We start from the raw sequence: 19,517 nt of genomic DNA, 5'->3' as shown, positions 1-19,517 counted from the left end.
TCTCTCCCTTGCATTAATCGGTAGATAGCGCCCACAAGGCACTCTCGCCCCCGATCTGTTCCGGCATCAACCAGATCGATTGATACGGCTGCATCACGTAACGCTGTTCGCCGGAAAACACCCCTTGATTATCTAGCAGGTTTATCCAGTAATTGTGGCGATCAAACCCTTCGATCACACTCAAATCGAGAATTTTAATTTCCGGAGTTAAGTTGTGAATTGCCAATAGAGGAAATCTCAAACCTTCACCGTCGCGCCACAATGCAAAATAATCGCTCCCCAGATCCAGCACCTGCTGAGGCGTTTCCGGATGGAAAGCTTTATGTTTTTTACGGCGCTGCAGCAGGTTGGTCAAACGCTTGACGACTTCGGCATTCGAAGTACGCCCGCTCTCGATCAACGCCTGCAAATATTCAAACTCCCATTTACGGCGGTTAATCGAGCGGGTTCGCCCGGTTTTCTCAACTCCGTCATGGTCATTCGGCGTAGCCACCATGCTGTGGATATAAAAAGCCGGAATTCCCTGCAGCGTCATCATAATGTTCTGCGCGCAGATAAAGCGCTCCACCTGCCATTGATCAGGACCGTTACTGTTGTGCGTCTCGCGGAAAGCGCTGAACAAGGCGATATTGATTTCGTACGGACTTTCGGTCCCATCACCGTTGGCTTTCATAGACACGAATCCACCCAGACGGTGCATATTGGTTACCAGATCCTCCACCTCGCGTGGCGGCAAAATCCCTTCAACCGGACGCAAACCGATCCCGTCATGGGATGCCGTAAAATTCAAGAAAGTACACCCCGGAGGAGGTGCTTCAAGATTCAAAGCCCAGTCGGTCAAATAACTGCCGTCTCCGCGATGCAAAGCATGTAATACCAATGGCGCCAAACTGAACTGGTACACCATGTGCGCTTCGTCCTGACTGCCGAAGTAAGAAAGGTTTTCAGCATGCGGAACATTGGTTTCCGTCAGCAGAATGGCGTCGGGACGGACAATCGACATCACATCTCGCATCAACTTGACGACTTCATGGGTTTCCGGCAAGTGAATACAATTGGTACCGATACGTTTCCACAAGAAGGCGATTGCATCCAGACGGATAATGCGCGCACCATTTTTCAAATACAGCAACAGCACTTCGATCATTTTCACCAACACTTTCGGATTGGCGAAATTCAGATCGATCTGATCGGCACTGAACGTTGCCCAGACCTTCTTGCGTCCGCGATGGGTGTACGCCGGTACCAGCAAAGGTGTATTTCGGGGACGGGTAACCAGTGACAATTCCGGACGCTCGTTTTCTTCGATAAAGAATTCGTTGTAGGGAGCGATATCCGCCTTATAGTCGGTAAACCACAAACTTTCACGTGAAACGTGGTTTACCACCAGATCGAACATCAAGTCATATTTTTCCCTTAGGGCTTCAATATTCTCCCAGTCCCCAAGTTCCGGATCGACCATCGTATAGTCAATGACCGAAAAACCGTCGTCAGAACTATAAGGAAAAAACGGCAAGACATGCACGCAGTTGACCGCATCTTTAACATAGGTCGAAAGAAACTTCTTCAGGGTGGAAAGCGGCACTTCCTCTTCATTTAAGAAAGTATCGCCGTAAGTGATGAGCAGGACATCTTTCTGATCCCATTTCACCTCGCCGGAAGGCGGCGTAATCCCCGCTGCTTCTATTGCGGCCAGAACGCCCTGATAGGCTTCCTGTGCAGCCTCCTCGGCATAGACTCTATGTAGTCGCGCTTGAATCTGTTGCAGTACGGCTTGCGGCATCCGCTCCTCCTTGTTTAAGAAATTAGCGGCAGCAGATGCACGGCAACAGTTACTCGTTATCGCGCTCTACCGCCTCGTAAAGATCATCCATAATAGAAGGAACCGCACTGACCACACGGTTCCAATTCGGTAAAAACGGTCTTTCATCCGGGTTGTCGAGAAACGCTTCCCCGGCACTCATAATATTCTTGGCAAACAGCTCAACCGCCTGTTCTTCTCGGTGCACGTCCACTGTCAAACCATTCATTTCGGCATCAAACACATAGCTTTCCAACTGATCCAGCGCGGTACGGTGATAGACCGCTTTCACAGTGCGGATTGTTCCACGTGAAAACACATGACCGTGTGTCGACAACTTTCGGAATAACGACTTGGCAATGTCCTGACTCATGCGAGACAAGCCTTTGTTATGGTCCTCTCTCGACAAATCCTGATGCTTGTGATCGTAAACGTCGGCAATATCCACTTGACAGATGCGGCGATTCGAGTAATTTCGTTTCATTTCGGCCAGAATACCGACTTCAAGCCCCCAGTCGGCCGGAATGCGCATATCTTTCAGGGCGCTGGTCTTCATGGAGAACTCGCCGGCCAAGGCGTAACGGAAGCTATCCAAATAAGCTAAAAGCTCTTCCGGACCGAGAACATTTTCCAAAGCACGCAACAGCGGCGTTACCAGCAAGCGAACCACACGTCCGTTTAAACGGCCATCGGAGTAGCGCGAATAATACCCTTTGGCAAACACGAAGTTGAAAGTCGGATGCGCAACAGGAAAGAGCAGTCGCGCCAGCAAATCACGTTTATAAGTGATAATGTCGCAATCGTGCAGTGCAACCACATCGGCTTGCTTGGAGGCCAGTACATAGCCGTAACATCCCCAAACATTCGTTCCTTTTCCCGGTTCGGTCGGGGCAAGCCCTTTCTCCTTCAACTGATTCATCAGAGTTTGCATACGCGGACCATCGTTCCACAACACACGATGCTTTTGCGGTAATTCCGAGAAATACTCTCTGGCGAATTCAAATTGCGCTTGGTCGGCTCGATCCAGACCGATCACGATCTGTGACAGATAGGGGACGCTTTTTAATTCATTAACAATGTTCTTTAAGGCGGGCGCTTCCAGTTCGCTGAACAGGGAGGGAAGAATCAAGCCCATCGGGTTCTGTTGTGAGAAACGTAGCAAATCCGATTCCAAGTCTTCAATCGGACGATCCGTCAGGTTATGAAAAGTGGTTACGGTACCGTTTTGAAAAAAATCGCTCATGGTATCTCCTAGTTATTTTCGAGTGCTAATTGCTGTAAATAATGGCCTTCCACCGCTTCTACCCAGCCCCAGGGAGCAGCCTTCTGCGCATAATACGCATCCTTACGCCCTAATTCGAGGCAGCCGTTCGCAGCAGGAAGAACCATTGCAAAATCGGCGGCTTCAAGCATTGCACGGTCATTTTCACCGTCACCCAAAGCCCCGGTAAGAACCTTCACAGGCTCATTGGCGGATTCGATCGCCCGCTCTTTAATCCATCTTAGTGCATTTGCCTTGTCATGGTGCGCCATTACATGATAAAAACGTCCTCCCTTCAAGACACGCAAATTAAAGCGGCTTAACGCCGCTTTAAAATCCTCAAATTGCTCATCACTTCCGAACCACAATATCGGCTCGGAAACCGCCCGTTCCTTGGCTCTCCGCGCATCCTCGGCACGCAATCCGGTAAAATGAGACACATCCTGCAGTGACCAATCACCGAAACCGGCAAAGTCCCATGCATTCTCCTCTCTCAATCGAAGCAGAACAGAACGAATCTCCGAATAGGGGCGACCCAGCAATTCAGGTCGCCACACCGGCACTCCAGACTCGCTTTGCGGCCAATAGATCGCCCCGCCGTTTTCGGCAACATAAGGTGTCTGTAAATCCAGACGCTTAAGCCAGTCCGCCAGCTCTGCCGAGGTTTTGCTGGAGTTTAAAATAACGGTCACGCCTAACGCTTTCAAACGCGACAAAACGGGCAGCACCGGACGATATTCATAATCGTGATGATTTAACAAAGTCCCGTCTAAATCGGTAAAAAGATAATTCAACAGCATAACCTCTCCATTTGACATGCCCACCCCAACAAGCAGATTTCCGGCCAACTTTTTTCGTTAATGCCCATCACCAACCGTTCGAAAAATCGTCATCTAGCTGTTACACAAGGTTCATAAATCATTAAAAAATCGTCATTAAGATGAGCTGAATAACAAACATGCGCGAACGCTTTCGACTGCAAACACTATCCATCTAAACAAAGGTACTCCCCCAGATGCAAGTCGCTTCCGAAGTCAAAACCAAGAATCTTTTGGATAAGGCCGTTAACAACACCGGTATTTTCAGCCGAAAGGGCCTGCTTGACCGTTTATTTACCGCCTGGTTCGACCGTCTTGTCTATCCGCAGATCTGGGAAGATCCTCTGGTCGATATCGATGCCCTGCAATTGAACGAACAGTCGCGTATTTTTACCATCTCTTCCGGTGGCTGTAATGTCTTGAACTATTTAAGCGTGCAACCAGCCTCAATTACGGTGGTCGACTTAAACGAGGCGCATATTGCATTGATTAAGCTCAAGCTGGCGGCTTTAGAACACTTTCCTGATTTTGAAACTTTCTTTGATTTCTTCGGCAGAGCCGATCTACCGAAAAACCTCGATCGCTATCAGGCATATTTGCGCTCGCATCTTGACGAAAAAACCCGTCAATACTGGGAAAGTAAAGAGCATCCTTTTTCCAAAAAGCGTATCGAATTCTTCACCGACGGCTTTTATCGTCACGGGCTTTTAGGGCAGTTTATCGGCCTAATCCACTGGGTGAGCAAGCGTCTCGGCTATGATATTTCCAAAGTCATGCAGGCTCGTACCAAACAGGAACAAGAGAGTCTGTTCGAACAGCATGTCGCGCCGGTATTTGACACCCGCCTTCTTAAATTCCTATGCAACCGTTCAGTGGTTATGTACAGCCTGGGAATTCCGCCGGCGCAATTCGAAGAGATGAGTAAGGATTCCAAAGACAAGTCCCAGGGCATGCATGAACTTTTAAAAGAACGTGCCCGCCGTCTGGCTTGCGACTATCCGCTTACCGAGAACTACTTTGCCTGGCAGGCATACGGACGCGAATACGACACCCATCACCGCAAAGCGCTTCCTCCTTACCTTCAGGAACAGTACTTTGAAATTCTGAAACAGGATCATAACCGCGTACACGTTTCGCACCAATCAATGACCGAACGTTTGAAGCAGATGCCTGCCAACAGCCTGAATGCTTACCTTTTCCTGGACGCTCAAGACTGGATGAACGAAGACCAATTGGCCGAGCTGTGGAGTGAAGTCAACCGTACCGCCATGCCGAATGCTCGCGTCGTTTTCCGCACTGCAGGCTGCACGTCTCCCCTGGAAGAGAAATTACCGGCTGAGCTTCTTGCTTCATGGAACACCGATCAAGACAACAACCGTCGCTGGACTCTGCAGGATCGCTCGGCGATTTACGGCGGCGTGTTTATGTATCAGAAGCGAGCTTGATGGATGTTCCACGACTACCGTTACGACTCTTTCGGCGTTAATCCCGAACTGTTTACCACTTCGAGTACACAGCGGTTCGTTTTCGCCCTGCAATCGATGCAGGAGCTGAATCAGGGAATTCAAAACGTCACAACCGAGTTGGAAACAGTCGAGTTCGCCAATCACAGTTTGCCGGCCACCCGTAACGAAGACGAATACCACAACAGCTATGTCTGTTCTCTATACAACGCCTATATCGACTACGCGCGTGACGAACTGGGTTTATTAGAAAACCCGCTGCTGCAAAGAATCCTCAAGGGTATCATCTGGCAAGCCTCGGTTTTATTAAAGTGGGGCAAAATCAATCGCACACTTTCCATCAACAACTGGCTGTTTTCCACCAATGTGGTTCCGGATCTGTCGGCCTGCGACGTTCGCGCCGAAACCCGACGACTGGCTCTGGCCAATCCGCACCACAGTCTGACCATCCGCTCGCTGAACACCCACACCGACGCCGAAACGATCGCCGCTCTCAAAAATAACGGCTGGCTGTTAATGCCGGCCCGCCAAGTCTATCTTTTCCCAAACGGCGAACGTGAGTGGTGGAAACGCAACAATGTCAAAAACGACCAGCGTCTGCTGCGCAAAACAGAACTTCAACTGGTTACGCCAAAAGAACACAAACACGAAGACTTCGCCGACATTGCCAAGTGTTTTGAGAAACTGTTCATTGAAAAACATTCCAAATACAACCCGCAGTTCAGCGAAGAGTATCTATCCTGCCTGCATCGCCACAAGCTGGTCGAATTCTTCAGTTTCCGCGATGCCGAAGGACGGATTGTTGCCACCGTGGGAATTTTCACCCAGCACGATATCGTCACAGCTCCGATTGTCGGCTATGACACCGACCTTCCAAAATCACTCGGCCTGTATCGCCTGGTTATGGCCCAACTCCTGAAAGTCTGCTACGAGCGCAATCAATGCCTCAATCTAAGCTCCGGCGCCAGCCACTTCAAACGCCAGCGCGGTGGCGTCGCCGAGGTGGAATATACCGCTCTGTATGTGCGCCATTTGCCGTTAAAACAACGTCTGATTTTAGGCAACTTTGCCCGACTGTTAAATCGCTTCGGGCCCGGCTTTCTACAAAAATACGAACTTTAAGCGAATCAACTCCACCGGGGAAGACATCACCTATGAACAAACTCATCGAGCAAGCGCCGTTTTTCAATCAACTTGAGGACGAAATCGCCGGCGGCAACTTCGCAATGGAAGCGGATCATCATAAAGTCACCCGCTACAGAACCATCTGGTTTTCCGACAGCCATCTCGGTTCCAAAGGCTGTAAAGCGGAATTTTTAAGCGACTTCCTCAAGCACAACGATTGCGAGACTCTGATCATGGTCGGCGATATTCTCGACGGCTGGAAAATGCGCAAAAAAGTGTTCTGGCCGCAAGAACATACCAACGTTATCCGCCGTATCCTGACCCGTGCCAAACGCGGCACCAAAGTCATCTATATCACCGGTAACCACGACGACATGCTGCGCCGCTACTCGGGAATCGATTTCGGTAATATCCATCTGGTTGACGAATATCTGCACATTACCGCCGACGGACGCAAACTCTGGTGCATCCACGGCGATCAGTTCGACGGCGTGATTCAATGTCACCGCTGGCTGGCATATTGTGGTGACGTCATGTACGAATCGATGTTGCACCTTAACCGCTGGTACAACCAGGCGCGGCGCAAATTCGGTTTCGGTTACTGGTCGCTTTCCGCCTATCTGAAACACAAAGTCAAACGCGCGGTAAATTTCATTTCCGATTTCGAAGAAGCCGTTGCTAAAAGCGCCGTGCAGAAAGGCATGGATGGCGTTGTCTGCGGACACATTCACCACCCGGAAATCCGCGACATCCATGAAAACATCATCTACTACAACTGTGGCGACTGGGTTGAATCCTGTACGGCACTGGCCGAAGATTTCGAAGGCAAAATTCATTTGATCCGCTGGGTCGATATCGGTCACCAACAGGCCGACCAAGAGAATACCTCTTCCGAAGAAGAGACCGTACAATCACCGGCTTGAAGCTGGCAAACAATAAATATTTAACCACCCTCAATCCAAATTCCCGTCAAAATTGCTATGGCCGATTTTCCTTTCGGCCGATGCGACTTCCATCCGCAAGCGAATTCCTGCTCGCAATCGAAATTGCAACTGTTAAAATAGCTGTCACTTTGCCGGGAAAACAGGCACCTTTGTTTCAAAAAATAGAATTTATAACCATGAGCAATGCACAACTAATCCTCATCGATAAACGCAATCAACCCCTTAAAGAGTATTTGGTCGCAGTCGCCGCTTCCGACGGCCTGCAGATCAAGGGTGTAGAAGTTATGGCCTCTCCGGCCAAGGGCGAAACCTCATTGCTCAATGCACAGGTCATAATTCCGCCTTTGGAAGATTATGACTTCAAAGTACCTAAACTGGTCGACGCCCTGCTGGAACAGCTGATCGTTGAAGAAGAAACGCTGAAATTGGCGGAATTTATCGAGCGTTGCTCGGAAGACGACTTAGTCCGTCAATCCTTGAAACAATCCGAAAAACGCTTGCGTAAAAAGCTTGAAGAGCTACTGAAAGAGTTCTGCCAGTCTGAGGTCATCGACCTGATCCGTGAAAGACGCAACGATGCTCTCTACAAACTCAAAAAGCATTCCGACGAATTAAAAGGCAAAAAAGTCGTCTGTATCGATATTGAAGCGACCAATATCTCTACCGATCCCGAAGCAGATATTATTCAGCTTTCCGCCTGCGACGGTCACGGAAAGCCGTTGTTCAATCAGCTAATCAACCCGGGATATGACATTCCGGAAAACGAAAAACACAATATCACCACCGAAATGGTTCAGAACGAACCGAGTCTGGCGCAAGCCTGGGATGAAATCCACGACTGCCTGCGCGATGCAGACTATGTACTGGCTTACAGCACGGAAAGTGATTTCATGTACCTGGAAAAAAGTGCCGAAAAGAAAATGCTGCGTTTCGAGCTGGATTACAACAAGTGGCTGGATGTCGCCGAGTTAAGCAAAGATCTGATCGGCGCTCTGCGCTGGCACAGTGAACGCATGTACTGGTTCTACAAAACACCAAAGTTAACCGATGCCTATGCCCGCATTCTGAAAAAACCATTCCCGGGCGACGCTCACGACGCTTTGGCCGATGCACAAGCGACCGTCGATCTGTTTAACGAAATGCTGCAACTCGGCAAACAATCGCAGATTCAGGAAAAGAAAAAGTCGGCTGCCAAGAAAGAGCAGATCACCAACAACCTGTTTGCTGCCGCATTTGCCAATGCCAAGCGCAAATAAGGAGCCGGCATGAGTGAAATCACCTTTAAACAGTTGGAAAAAAGCGCTTCCGGCGATCGTTACGACTGGCAGGATCTGAAATCGCAGATCAAATTCGATGCCGACGGCCTGATTCCGGCCATCGCCCAGCAATACGACAGTAAAGAAGTCTTGATGATGGCGTGGATGAACGAGAAATCTCTCCAGGAAACACTGGAAACCGGCCGCGTCTGTTACTGGTCGCGCTCACGACAAAACTACTGGCGCAAAGGCGAAGAGTCTGGACAGATTCAAACCCTGAAAGAGCTGCGTTTCGACTGCGACGGCGACGCAATCCTTATGCTTGTCGACCAGACCGGCCCAGCCTGTCACACCGGACGTCGCAGCTGTTTCTATACTCTGGTCGATAAAGACCATGCCGAAATTACCAGCGACCCGCTGATCGATCCGGCAACCCTGTATAAAAAGTAACCTGCTTCACTTCAAAGAATACTAAATCCTAAGCCGTTCTCTGAACGGCTTTCAGATTCACCATCTCCCGTACCAGCATGGTCGCGAAACTGCCGGCCGGCAAGATGAAACTGACTTCCAGCACAGATTGCTGCCCCTCTTCAAAACTCAAACCTTCAAGCGCTTCGCCATCCAGCCAACGATATTGCAAATCGTCCGGCCATAAACGCAATGCACGTCGATCGGATTTCAGACGCCATTTTTTTAAACCTTCAATCCAATCGCTAAAGATCTCGGCAACCTGCATTTCCAGTTCTTCTGCCGGAGTATCTCCTGAAATGAGTTCGTCACCATACAAAGGCCCGGTCGGATGCAGATCCAGATCAATGACCCGCTGCTCAAGGTCCTCGGAACCGTCATCGGCAAACCAGCGTTGCGAGCCTTGCAACTGCAATTTATCTCCGACAAGCAAGCGATTCCAATTCCCCGCCGAGACCCTTTGACTCAAATAAACATTGAACATCCAGGAACGCAGTGAAGAGAGATAGAGGCTTTTCTGATTCGGCGAAAGCCGCATCCGTTTACCGGCCAGCATCTTCTCGGCTTGAAGCAGATTTTTTCCGGCATGCCCGAAGCGCTGCTCACCGAAATAATTCGGCACGCCCTGTCGGCGAATCGTTTGCAAGAGCGCTTCGACCTCGTCCTTCTCACCGTCAAAAGCCCGCAACCGTAAACTGAAACGATTGCCTTTTAAAGCACCTTTTTGCAATTTACGCTGGTGACGCTGCATCTGTAGAATTTTCACCCCTTCAACATCGAAAAGGGAACGCTCTGGGTTGTCACGGCCGGCCAGATTCAGACTGAACCACTGACGGGTCACCGCATGCCGATCTTTCTGTCCAGCCATGCCAACATTTCGTTTGGAAATTCCTGCCCACTCGGCCAATTTTGCCGCTACCCAATCGCTGTTTTGACCGATTTTTTCCACCCAGCACCATAGATGCTCTCCTTCGCCACTCAGCTCAAAGGCAATCTGTTCTTCAACGACAAAATCTTGCGGCAACCACTTTAAATAGGCACTGGCGGCAGGTCGCCCCCAAGCAAACGCCAGACGGCCAAAATCGACGCGATGCCAATCTGCATCATGCATAGAAATTCCTGTTACTGAGAATGAAGGATCAAAAGAAAAGATGCCTGCGACCCGACAGGCCGCAAGCGCTTAAATTTACAGATCGTTAAACACCCGCTCGCTGATCGGCAACTCTTTACCTTCCGGTTCCTGGTTATACACCTGAACCAGCAGCTGTTTAACGTTACCCGGCACAATAAAGTCCTTGATGAGCTGACGAGCATCAACCGGTGACGACTTATTGATATACAGATAGATATTACGCAGGTGGCACAGACTGTCCGGCGCCGAAGCTAAAGGCCGCAGAACACCTTCACCACTGAATTTAAAGTTATCATTCGTTACTATCACAATCTTGTGATAGTAGTCCGATTTCAGCGGTTTATCGAAGCAAATTTTCAAAACCCGGTCAAAATTGCCGGAACCTTTATCCAAGTCGGTAACGATCGAGGCACTGGTCAATTTAATCGGCTCTTTACTGCATCCGGAAACAAACATGACCAACAGAGCCAAAACTCCGAAAACAATATTTCTCAACACATAAGAATTCGTCATAAATGCCCCTCTTCGCTCGCGTTATCCAATGTCAGCTGACAGGTAACCTAATCAATGACCCGGTTGAATCCCTGCCAACTGCCAGTTTCCTTCGCCCTCAACCAAGCGACGAATATGCCAAACATCGTTAAAGGCATGTGCTTCGCCACCGTCTTCGGCAATAAAGCCGTTAAAACGGACACTGACAATAAAATAGTCGCCATCCTGAGCGGTTTCGATAATTTCCGCATGCAACGTATCGATCTTAGTTGCAAATTCATTAACGCCTGATCGCGTCAATTCCGCCTGTAGCTCGGCATAGAGTTCATCGGTACAATAGTCGCGCAATAAGGATAAATCCCCTTCATCCCACGCATGCTGCAGAACCGCAAAATGCTGCTTTGAACCCTGTAAAAAAGCGTGTTCGTCAAACCAACCCGGAATACGTTCGATGCTGACCGCATCCTGGCTCGGCATCTCTCCCAGCCCGGATCCGATGATCGACCCTTCTGCATGCGGATTATAAGCCGGAGTCGAATCACGGAAATATTCGTTTACCGGTTGCGATGAAACCGGTTGCTGTGGTCGACGGTAAGCCTCGGTCACCAGCGATTCACTTTGTGATTTTCTCGAGGCAAACAGCTTAAACAGCATGAAAGCAATCAGAGCAAACAACAAAATATCCAAAAATTGCAGACCCTCAAAACCGTCTCCGAACAACATAGCTGCTAGTAAACCACCAGCCGCCAATCCCGCAAGCGGCCCTAACCATCTAGACGCTCCGCTGGTTTTAGTCGTAGTAGCGGTTGAAGCGGTCGTTTTGGAAGAATCGACAGTCTGCTTTTGCGTTGGAGCAGGCTGGGTTTTCTGTGTAACCGGCTTGGTATACCCGAAACTGCCGCCTCCAAGACGTTTAGCCTGTGCAGTTTGCGATAAACTGAACAGCACAAAAAATACACTCAAAAGTAATGTAAAGCCCGGCGCTAAAATCTTTTTCACAGTGGTCTCTCCTTTAAGACTCTTTAACACATCTGGAAATAGTGTAATCCTTACCCTGTTTCACTTTTTCATAATTCCCGAACACTTCGGTAAAATTACGTTTCATATACTGGCGCAAACCGTTAATGGTTACCACCACCAACTGTCCACCCGGAACCAATTGCCGGTGAATATCGTGTAGCAGAATGCTCAACATCTCTTTACCGACTTTAGCGGGAATATTCGATACCACAGTGGTAAACTGAATCTCTTTCGGGACGGCACTCAAACCGTTAGACAGATAGGCTTTGGCATTTGTTAAACCATTCAATTGCGCGTTTTTATTGGCGTAATCGACAGCCACAAAGTCCTTGTCGACCATATGCACTTGCCCGGCCGGTGCATTAGCGGCAATCGCCAGACCGATCGGACCGTAACCGCAGCCGACATCCAGAGCGATTTCGTCTTCTTTAATATCCAGATGCCTTAAAAACAGGTCAGTCCCCGAATCGATTTCGCGAGGGCTGAAAATTCCCCACGTCGTTGCAAATTGCAGGTTTTTACCCATTAGATGGGCGTCGATATGCAGGTCTTTTTTTAAGGTCTCGATGTCGGCCACTTTTTTCGGATTCCAATTATCGTTTTTAGAAAAGATTCTTCCTGTTTGCGTCAATGTCTTTATCCACAGAACGCTTAAGATGAATTATCATATTGTACCCTTTTAACCGAGCGAATGTTTAAAGCGAATCCTGCCCGATGCATAGTCTGAACGAACGACAATACGAAGCTGTCACCCATATCGATACCCCGGCGCTGGTTCTGGCCGGTGCAGGTTCGGGCAAAACCCGTGTTATTACCGAAAAAATCGCCTATCTGATCCGCCGTTGCGACGTCAAACCGCATAACATCTATGCCGTGACCTTCACCAATAAATCCGCCAAGGAGATGAAGGAACGTGTCACCAAGCTGTTGAAGGACGAAAACACCAAAGGGTTGAACGTTTCGACCTTTCACAACCTTGGTTTGAATATTTTGCGCCGCGAATACAAAGCACTCGGTTACAAAGCCAACTTCACGATTATGGATGCCGCCGACAGCGGACAGATTCTGAAAGAGTTAATGCAGAAACAGACGCTCGATCCGGAAGTGCTTGACGGCGTTCAGTGGGACATTTCCAACTGGAAAAACGGCCATATCTCTCCCGAACAGGCGATTCAGGAAGCCGAAGATCAGCAGCAACAGGCACGGGCAATTCTCTATCAGGCGTATCAGAAACAGCTGCACGCCTATAACGCCGTCGATTTCGACGACCTGATCGGCCTGCCGGTTCGCCTGTTTCAGGAAAACCCACAGATTCTCGAGTCTTGGCAAAACCGCGTCCGCTATCTGCTGGTCGACGAGTATCAGGATACCAACGCCTCACAGTATGCGCTGGTGAAATTACTGGTCGGCGTTCAGGCGCGCTTTACCGTGGTCGGCGACGACGATCAGTCGATTTATGCCTGGCGCGGCGCCCAGCCGGAAAACCTGGCTCTGTTAAAAGAGGACTTCCCGGCCCTGAAACTGATCAAACTGGAACAGAACTACCGCTCCAGCAATCGCATTCTGCAATCGGCCAACCAGCTGATCGCCAACAACCCGCACGTTTTCGAAAAGACTCTGTGGAGTGAAATGGGACTCGGCGACCCGCTGCGCGTTATTGCCTGCGCCAACGAAAATCAGGAAGCCGAGCGCGTGGTGTCGGAAATCATCGTCCACAAATTCAAACACCACACCAAAAACCGCGACTATGCGATTCTGTATCGCGGTAACCATCAGGCTCGCCTGATCGAGCGCGCCCTGCGCGAGCAGAACCTGCCATATGTCATTTCCGGCGGAAAGTCGTTTTTCGACCATGCCGAAATCAAAGACGTTATGAGTTATCTGCGTCTTATCGTCAATCCGGACGACGATGCCGCCTTCCTGCGCGTCGTCAATACGCCGCGTCGAGAAATCGGCGCTTCGACTTTGGAAAAGCTCGCCACCTACGCAACCGGTCGAGGCATCAGTCTGTTCGACGCTACCCAGGAATTCGGTTTGACCAGCATCCTTAGCGACAAAGCCCTAAAGCGCGTACAGTTCTTCGGCCAGCAACTCCTCGGCTGGATTCAAGATGCCGACGCTGCCGAGGGTGAAGAGGTCGTCTCTTTAATCCGCCGCATTATCGAAGAGATCGAATACGACAACTGGCTGCATGAAACCGCCAGCAACCCAAAAACCGCCGAACGCCGCATTAACAATGTACGCGAACTTATCTTGTGGATCGAACGCATTGTCGCCAAAGCACTTGAAGAAGACAACGAGGAAAAACGTCTGGAAACCATCGTCACTCACATGATGCTGATGGATATGATGGAGCGTAACGAGGCCGACAAAGAGCACGACATGATCAGCCTGATGACGTTGCACGCTTCCAAAGGACTGGAGTTTCCGCACGTCTTCCTGATCGGCATGGAAGAAGAACTGCTGCCGCACAAGCAGAATCTTGAATCACCCGGCTTGGAAGAAGAACGACGGCTGGCATATGTCGGCATTACCCGTGCTCAGCGTTCCTTGACTATGACCTATGCCAATAAGCGTAAAAAATACGGCGAAGAGACCGCCTGCGAACCGAGCCGATTTCTGGACGAACTGCCGGAAGAAGCCTTAAAGTGGGAAGGCAAACCCGGTGTCGAGTTAAGCAAAGAAGAGAAGCTCGAGCACGGCAATGCCCACCTAGCCAACCTGAAATCCTTTTTAAAGAAAAACTGACCGACAGCCTATTCGCGACGGAGATTTTTGCATGAACACTTACCCGATCAATCCATTCCAGTTTGCCCCCATGCCTCATCTACATTTCGGCTGGGGAATTCGTTATCAGTTAAGTGAACACCTTCAACAAAGCTTCTCCGGCATTCTAATCTTGATCGCCAGTCCAAGCCTGATGAAAACAGGCCGTTTTGGCGAACAACTGCAACAAACCTTAACCGGGAGTTTCGATCTGAAAGTATTCACCGTCAGCGGCGAACCCTCTCCCGATCTGATCGACGACATCGTGTCTCAATGTCCGAAGGACGCGCAAGCCGTTCTCGGTTTAGGCGGTGGCAGCGTCCTGGACGCCGCCAAAGCAATCGCCGGCCTGCTTCCGAGCCAAACCTCGGTCATGGACTATCTGGAGGGAGTCGGAGCAGGTAAACAGTTGCAAGGACCGACCTGTCCGTTTATTGCCATACCGACCACCGCCGGAACCGGCAGTGAAACCACCAAAAATTCGGTACTGTCACGCATCGGTTTCTTTAAAAAATCCTTTCGCAGCAATCTGCTGTTAGCTCAATCCGCATGGCTGGACCCGCAACTTTTAGAAACCTGCCCACAGGAAGTTCTGTACGCCACCGGCATGGATGCTTTTACTCAGTTGCTGGAATCCTATACCACCTTAAAACCCAATCCGCTAACCGATGCTCTAGCATGGCAGGGCATGCAGATGTTCATCGGTAGCTTTGAAGCGATTAAAAGCCAAGATTCGCAGATTCGCCAACAAGGTTACTGTAATCTCATGTTGGCGGCCACCTTGTCCGGCACGACACTGGCAAACGCAGGATTGGGCGCGGTTCACGGTTTAGCCGGACCGATCGGCGCTTTCTTCGAAGCGCCGCACGGCATTGTCTGCGCCCGACTGTTGGCTCCGATCACTCAAGCTAATATCGACAGCTTGCAACAGTCCGGCTCGATTCAGGCTGAACAGACTTTGAACAAATACCGGATGGTGAGTCGTTTACTTAATCCCGAAGCACGGGAAGAGGACTTGTTAGAGTCGTTAATCGAGCGTTTAAAACATTACGCCCGCGACTATACCCCGCAAGGCCTGTCCGCTTACGGATTAACCTCAGACAACCTGCAACCGGTACTCGATAACTGCCGCAGCGGCAGTATGCTCGGCAACCCCTTGGTTCTCGAAGATGAACAACTTTTGGACGCCATACAGCAAGCTTTATAATATCCGCTTCAACATACATAGTTAACATAGATCAAAACGCCTTAAAAACTAAGGCGTTTTTTCTTTGCGCATTGCAAATCAAACTCTGTATAATCTAGGAAAATAACATCCAAACCGCGCCTGACCGGCACCTAACAAATCCTTATTGAAAACATCAGTGAAGAGAGTTCTTATGAAGCATTACAAAACCCCCTTAACTTTAGGTATTCTGACCTTTAACGCTTTATTTGCCAGTCAGGTTTTGGCCGAAAAACCACACGCAATTGAAGCCATCGAAAGTGGCAAGCTTGAAGCTCTAAGCTACTACGAAGATCTGGATCAGGATGGCGTAAAAGATACTGTCGACCAATGCCCTAACTCGGCACCGGGTGCAACCGTTAACCAGTATGGCTGCCAAAGCCGTAAAGACGACCTTGATATCAAACCTACAGAAGCGACTGCACCAGCTGTTGCACCTCAGCCGGTTGAACCAGTCACTTATACTTTAAGCAATGCGATCTTTGACACCAACAAACACACTATCCGCACCGACCAAGTTCATGTTCTAAAAGAAAATGCCGACTACCTTCGCAACCTGCCGGCCAACGAATATGTACTGATTACCGGTCACGCCGATGCTTCTGGACCGGATGCCTTTAACATGCGTCTTTCCTGGCGCCGTGCCAACAGCGTTAAGCAGTTTCTTGCAAAAGAGCTGGGCATTTCTTCGGATCGTTTCTACATTGTAGGTCGCGGTGAAACTCAGCCGATCGCCGATAACGCTACCGTTGCCGGACGTCAATTGAACCGCCGTATTACTCTGCAGCCAATGACAAAAGACATGATCCCTGCGGACGCTACTACCGTCATGCCTGCGGCGATGAACCGTTACAAATAAGACTGATTTTTTCAGTTTAATCGATGAAAAGCCCAAGTCGAGTTTTCTATCTTCAACTTGGGCTTTTTGCATTATTGCTGTTCCTCTCTTTTTCCCAATATCACTGGCTGTCGGCCAAAGAGCCTCCCCGAGTTGTTTCTGCCCAAGATATTCAAAAGGCGAAAACCAAGTATAACTTTCTCGCCGGACTTCGATTACAAGCCTGGCAAGACCTAGTCGACGAAAGCATCGATCTTCCCGAAAAGATCAAGCTGCAAAAGGTCAACAATTTCTTCAACGAAGTCCGCTTTGTTTCCGATCAGCAAAACTGGGGCAAAAAAGATTACTGGGCCACTCCGATAGAGCTGTTATCCGTCGACGCCGGGGATTGTGAAGACTATTCCGTCGCAAAATATTTCACCTTGAAAGCACTCGGCGTACCGGAAAGCAAACTCTATTTAACCTACGTCAAAGCCATACGCCTTAATCAGGCACATATGGTTTTAACCTATTATGAAACGCCTAAATCGGTTCCTCTGGTACTCGACAACCTGAATAAAAGAATCCTCCCCGCCACACAGCGTCAGGACCTGCTACCGGTCTACAGCTTCAATGGTGAAGGCTTGTGGAAAGCACGGCAACGCGGCAAAGGAAAAGAGATCGCCGGCGGTTCTCGGCAGTTAAAAGCCTGGGACAACCTTTTAAAACGTCTGGGACAGAATTAAACTATCAACGATCAGCGGGTCGTAAGGACTGAAAGCATGAGCCTTTACAAACAAATATCTCTACTTATCAGCAGCATTCTTTTGGTGCTCCTGGCCGGTATATTCATCTTGAATCTTGCCTCAACCAAACAGTTCCTGCAAGAACAGCTTGGCGCCCATGCTCAAGATACCGCGACTTCCCTCGGCTTGTCTCTCAGCACGATTCCCGATCCGAATGATCTAGCGGTGATGGAAACCATGATTAACGCCGTCTTCGATCGCGGCTATTACAAACAAATCACCCTGACAGACATGGATGGGAAAGTCTTATACCATCGTCAGAACGCCAAACAGATCGAAGGCATTCCCAGCTGGTTTATCAATCAAATCCCATTGAAAACGCCTGAAGCACAGGCAATGGTCCAAGCGGGCTGGACGCCTCTCGGAACGCTGAGCGTCACCAGTCATCCGGGTTACGCCTACGTTGAACTCTGGCAGAACTTTTTAAACCTAATGTCGAGTTTCGGTATCGCTGCGGTGCTATCAATCCTGCTGCTGGTATTGAGTCTCAAGCTCCTTCTCTCACCACTGAAACGCGTTCAGGAACAAGCCAAAGCCGTAGTCGACAAAGAGTATATCCTGCAGGAAAAATTACCTAAAACCATGGAGTTACGCCAGGTCGTCATAGCGATGAATACCATGATCGAAAAGCTTAAAGCGATTTTCGATCGCGATGCCGCAGCAACACAACGTCTGCAAAAACTGGCTTATCAGGATCAAGTCACCGAATTCAGCAACCGCAAACACTTCGAAATGGTCTTCGACAGCTTCCTGGACATCAAGCAGGAAATGGTCGACGGCAGTATTGCCCTGCTGCATATTCATAAACTTAAAGAATTAAACAACCACTTCGGCTACGCCAATACCGATAATTTCATTCGTCATCTGGCCGGCCTGTTGAAAGAGAATTTTTCACAGCACAATATTTCTTTCGGACGGCTGAACGGCAGTGAAATTGCGGTATTGGTTCCTGGAAAATCACCGCGGCAAATTCGTTCCGTACTTGAGGAGATCCTTTCCGATACGCCGAATACATTGCAGGGATGTTCCATTGATCCGCAAGCAACCTATTTATCGTCTTCGGTCTGCCGCTACTCGCCTGGAAAAAGCCGTGCCAGCGTCATGAGCCAGCTTGACTTCGGCATTCAACAGCTGCGAGATAAGCATGAAAACCTGATTTACATCGAGGATGCACAAAGCGAAAGCAATGAAGACCTGGCTCAGGAAAAACACTTGCTTGACCAATACCTGCAACAATCCTTTTTACTCTTCGAGCAACCCGTTGTCGACCGCCAAGGGGATCAAACCCAAATGGAACTGCTGCTTCGCATGCAGGAGAGCGACGGCACCCTGCGAAGTGCGGCATTCTTTATACCCCTGTTTGAAAAATTTGAACGCATGGCCGAGCTGGACTCGAAAACCATCGAGCTGTGTCATCGTTATCTTGAAAAACATGACGGATGCATTAACCCGGCAGTCAATATTTCACTGCAATCGCTCCAGGATGAGAGTTCACGTAGTCGCTTGCTGGAGCAGCTGGCTCGTTTACCTTCACCAAATGCTTCTATCGAATTGCCTGAACAGCTGATACTCAACAATAAAACCCTGGTTACCGGATTTATTCAACAAGCAACAGATCTTGGCATCCGTATCGGGATCGATCATTTCGGCAGCCACTTCGCCAATATTCTCTACCTGCAGAAACTGAAACCGGATTACATCAAACTGGATGCCTCTTTCGCCCGTTCGATCGAGAGCAATGAAATGACGCGCAACTATGTCGAAAAACTTCGCGATATGACAAGCCACTTTGACATTAAGATCATTGCTATGGCTGTCGAAACCGAAGCACAAAGACAGGCCTTTGACGAACTGGGCATCGATGGCTTCCAAGGCTATCTGTTCGGAGCGCCGCAAAAACTCAGCTAGGCTTTTCACCGGATCGGCAAGTATCTGCCGATCCCTTCACGATTCCCTGTTCACTGCAAAAATGAAGACAAGCTTAAGTTCACTCCCCTCTCGAGAGAAAAAACTTAATATCTTCTTGCACCTGCCGAAACAACTCTTACAGCGGGGGGCAGTTATGCTAATATTCGGTAACCCGCACAAATGTTAAGAATATATAAAAGAAATAACGAGGAAAG

The 19,517-nt window shown here is 49.3% G+C and carries 17 protein-coding genes; 10 read left to right on the top strand and 7 right to left on the bottom strand.

All coding sequences use genetic code 11. The features are described 5' to 3' along the window. Positions 1–13: 13 nt before the first annotated feature. Genes H8792_RS04330 through H8792_RS04320 form a run of 3 tightly spaced genes read right to left on the bottom strand, consistent with a single transcriptional unit; the run spans position 14 to position 3,880 of the window. On the bottom strand, positions 14–1,783 hold the full coding sequence (locus H8792_RS04330; protein ID WP_185977707.1) for a sugar phosphorylase: 1,770 nt from the start codon (positions 1,781–1,783) through the stop codon (positions 14–16). A 49-nt stretch (positions 1,784–1,832) separates the two neighbouring features. After that, positions 1,833–3,044, bottom strand: coding sequence for a glycosyltransferase family protein (locus H8792_RS04325; RefSeq protein WP_185977706.1), 1,212 nt, complete (start codon positions 3,042–3,044; stop codon positions 1,833–1,835). 8 nt (positions 3,045–3,052) lie between these two features. Next, positions 3,053–3,880, bottom strand: a complete 828-nt coding sequence (locus H8792_RS04320; protein ID WP_228766930.1) for an HAD-IIB family hydrolase — start codon at positions 3,878–3,880, stop codon at positions 3,053–3,055. Between the two features lie 197 nt (positions 3,881–4,077). Here H8792_RS04320 and H8792_RS04315 point away from each other — a divergent pair, with 197 nt between their 5' ends. The 5 genes from H8792_RS04315 to hisI all read left to right on the top strand — a co-directional run bounded on the left by H8792_RS04315 (position 4,078) and on the right by hisI (position 9,118). After that, positions 4,078–5,325, top strand: a complete 1,248-nt coding sequence (locus tag H8792_RS04315; protein WP_185977705.1) for a DUF3419 family protein — start codon at positions 4,078–4,080, stop codon at positions 5,323–5,325. Between the two features lie 3 nt (positions 5,326–5,328). Further along, the gene (locus H8792_RS04310; RefSeq protein ID WP_185977704.1) at positions 5,329–6,465 is read left to right on the top strand and encodes a GNAT family N-acetyltransferase; all 1,137 of its coding nucleotides are present in this window, start codon (positions 5,329–5,331) and stop codon (positions 6,463–6,465) included. A gap of 104 nt (positions 6,466–6,569) precedes the next feature. After that, entirely contained in the window at positions 6,570–7,391 is an 822-nt protein-coding gene (locus H8792_RS04305) for a UDP-2,3-diacylglucosamine diphosphatase (protein ID WP_185977725.1), read from the top strand. A 197-nt stretch (positions 7,392–7,588) separates the two neighbouring features. Next, the gene (locus H8792_RS04300; RefSeq protein ID WP_185977703.1) at positions 7,589–8,668 is read left to right on the top strand and encodes a 3'-5' exonuclease; all 1,080 of its coding nucleotides are present in this window, start codon (positions 7,589–7,591) and stop codon (positions 8,666–8,668) included. A 9-nt stretch (positions 8,669–8,677) separates the two neighbouring features. Continuing rightward, a complete protein-coding gene (gene hisI, locus H8792_RS04295) occupies positions 8,678–9,118 on the top strand; it encodes a phosphoribosyl-AMP cyclohydrolase (RefSeq protein ID WP_185977702.1) in 441 nt (146 codons plus the stop codon). Between the two features lie 28 nt (positions 9,119–9,146). Here hisI and truD read toward each other — a convergent pair whose 3' ends face one another. The 4 genes from truD to H8792_RS04275 form a co-directional block, all read right to left on the bottom strand. Beyond that, the gene (gene truD, locus H8792_RS04290; protein ID WP_185977701.1) at positions 9,147–10,247 is read right to left on the bottom strand and encodes a tRNA pseudouridine(13) synthase TruD; all 1,101 of its coding nucleotides are present in this window, start codon (positions 10,245–10,247) and stop codon (positions 9,147–9,149) included. 75 nt (positions 10,248–10,322) lie between these two features. Next, positions 10,323–10,781 (bottom strand): hypothetical protein, encoded by a 459-nt coding sequence (locus H8792_RS04285; protein WP_185977700.1) that lies wholly within the window; start codon positions 10,779–10,781, stop codon positions 10,323–10,325. 51 nt (positions 10,782–10,832) lie between these two features. Then, entirely contained in the window at positions 10,833–11,759 is a 927-nt protein-coding gene (locus H8792_RS04280) for a Tim44 domain-containing protein (RefSeq protein WP_324187592.1), read from the bottom strand. A 13-nt stretch (positions 11,760–11,772) separates the two neighbouring features. Continuing rightward, entirely contained in the window at positions 11,773–12,357 is a 585-nt protein-coding gene (locus H8792_RS04275) for a class I SAM-dependent methyltransferase (RefSeq protein WP_185977699.1), read from the bottom strand. A gap of 137 nt (positions 12,358–12,494) precedes the next feature. On the opposite strand from H8792_RS04275, the gene rep reads away from it, so the two are divergent. From rep to H8792_RS04250, 5 genes are all read left to right on the top strand, one after another. Beyond that, positions 12,495–14,528, top strand: coding sequence for a DNA helicase Rep (rep, locus tag H8792_RS04270; RefSeq protein ID WP_185977698.1), 2,034 nt, complete (start codon positions 12,495–12,497; stop codon positions 14,526–14,528). Between the two features lie 31 nt (positions 14,529–14,559). Beyond that, entirely contained in the window at positions 14,560–15,753 is a 1,194-nt protein-coding gene (locus tag H8792_RS04265) for an iron-containing alcohol dehydrogenase (protein ID WP_185977697.1), read from the top strand. Between the two features lie 172 nt (positions 15,754–15,925). Then, positions 15,926–16,630: an OmpA family protein gene (locus H8792_RS04260; RefSeq protein WP_185977696.1), complete on the top strand. Its 705-nt coding sequence runs from the start codon at positions 15,926–15,928 to the stop codon at positions 16,628–16,630. Between the two features lie 23 nt (positions 16,631–16,653). Continuing rightward, positions 16,654–17,334, top strand: coding sequence for a transglutaminase-like cysteine peptidase (locus H8792_RS04255; RefSeq protein ID WP_185977695.1), 681 nt, complete (start codon positions 16,654–16,656; stop codon positions 17,332–17,334). 36 nt (positions 17,335–17,370) lie between these two features. Beyond that, the gene (locus H8792_RS04250; RefSeq protein ID WP_185977694.1) at positions 17,371–19,302 is read left to right on the top strand and encodes a bifunctional diguanylate cyclase/phosphodiesterase; all 1,932 of its coding nucleotides are present in this window, start codon (positions 17,371–17,373) and stop codon (positions 19,300–19,302) included. Positions 19,303–19,517 lie beyond the last annotated feature (215 nt).

It is taken from the genome of Thiomicrorhabdus heinhorstiae (assembly GCF_013391765.2).
GTDB lineage: Bacteria > Pseudomonadota > Gammaproteobacteria > Thiomicrospirales > Thiomicrospiraceae > Thiomicrorhabdus > Thiomicrorhabdus heinhorstiae.
Note: the sequence above shows the minus strand (reverse complement) of the source record. Positions and strands in the feature narration are given on the sequence as shown.

Coding starts and splice junctions, on each gene's coding strand:
- H8792_RS04255 (WP_185977695.1), top strand. CDS start 16,654: ATGAAAAGCCCAAGTCGAGTTTTCTATCTTCAACTTGGGCTTTTTGCA.
- H8792_RS04330 (WP_185977707.1), bottom strand. CDS start 1,783: ATGCCGCAAGCCGTACTGCAACAGATTCAAGCGCGACTACATAGAGTC.
- H8792_RS04325 (WP_185977706.1), bottom strand. CDS start 3,044: ATGAGCGATTTTTTTCAAAACGGTACCGTAACCACTTTTCATAACCTG.
- H8792_RS04265 (WP_185977697.1), top strand. CDS start 14,560: ATGAACACTTACCCGATCAATCCATTCCAGTTTGCCCCCATGCCTCAT.
- truD (WP_185977701.1), bottom strand. CDS start 10,247: ATGCATGATGCAGATTGGCATCGCGTCGATTTTGGCCGTCTGGCGTTT.
- H8792_RS04315 (WP_185977705.1), top strand. CDS start 4,078: ATGCAAGTCGCTTCCGAAGTCAAAACCAAGAATCTTTTGGATAAGGCC.
- H8792_RS04320 (WP_228766930.1), bottom strand. CDS start 3,880: ATGTCAAATGGAGAGGTTATGCTGTTGAATTATCTTTTTACCGATTTA.
- H8792_RS04260 (WP_185977696.1), top strand. CDS start 15,926: ATGAAGCATTACAAAACCCCCTTAACTTTAGGTATTCTGACCTTTAAC.
- H8792_RS04305 (WP_185977725.1), top strand. CDS start 6,570: ATGGAAGCGGATCATCATAAAGTCACCCGCTACAGAACCATCTGGTTT.
- hisI (WP_185977702.1), top strand. CDS start 8,678: ATGAGTGAAATCACCTTTAAACAGTTGGAAAAAAGCGCTTCCGGCGAT.
- H8792_RS04310 (WP_185977704.1), top strand. CDS start 5,329: ATGTTCCACGACTACCGTTACGACTCTTTCGGCGTTAATCCCGAACTG.
- H8792_RS04250 (WP_185977694.1), top strand. CDS start 17,371: ATGAGCCTTTACAAACAAATATCTCTACTTATCAGCAGCATTCTTTTG.
- H8792_RS04300 (WP_185977703.1), top strand. CDS start 7,589: ATGAGCAATGCACAACTAATCCTCATCGATAAACGCAATCAACCCCTT.
- rep (WP_185977698.1), top strand. CDS start 12,495: ATGCATAGTCTGAACGAACGACAATACGAAGCTGTCACCCATATCGAT.
- H8792_RS04285 (WP_185977700.1), bottom strand. CDS start 10,781: ATGACGAATTCTTATGTGTTGAGAAATATTGTTTTCGGAGTTTTGGCT.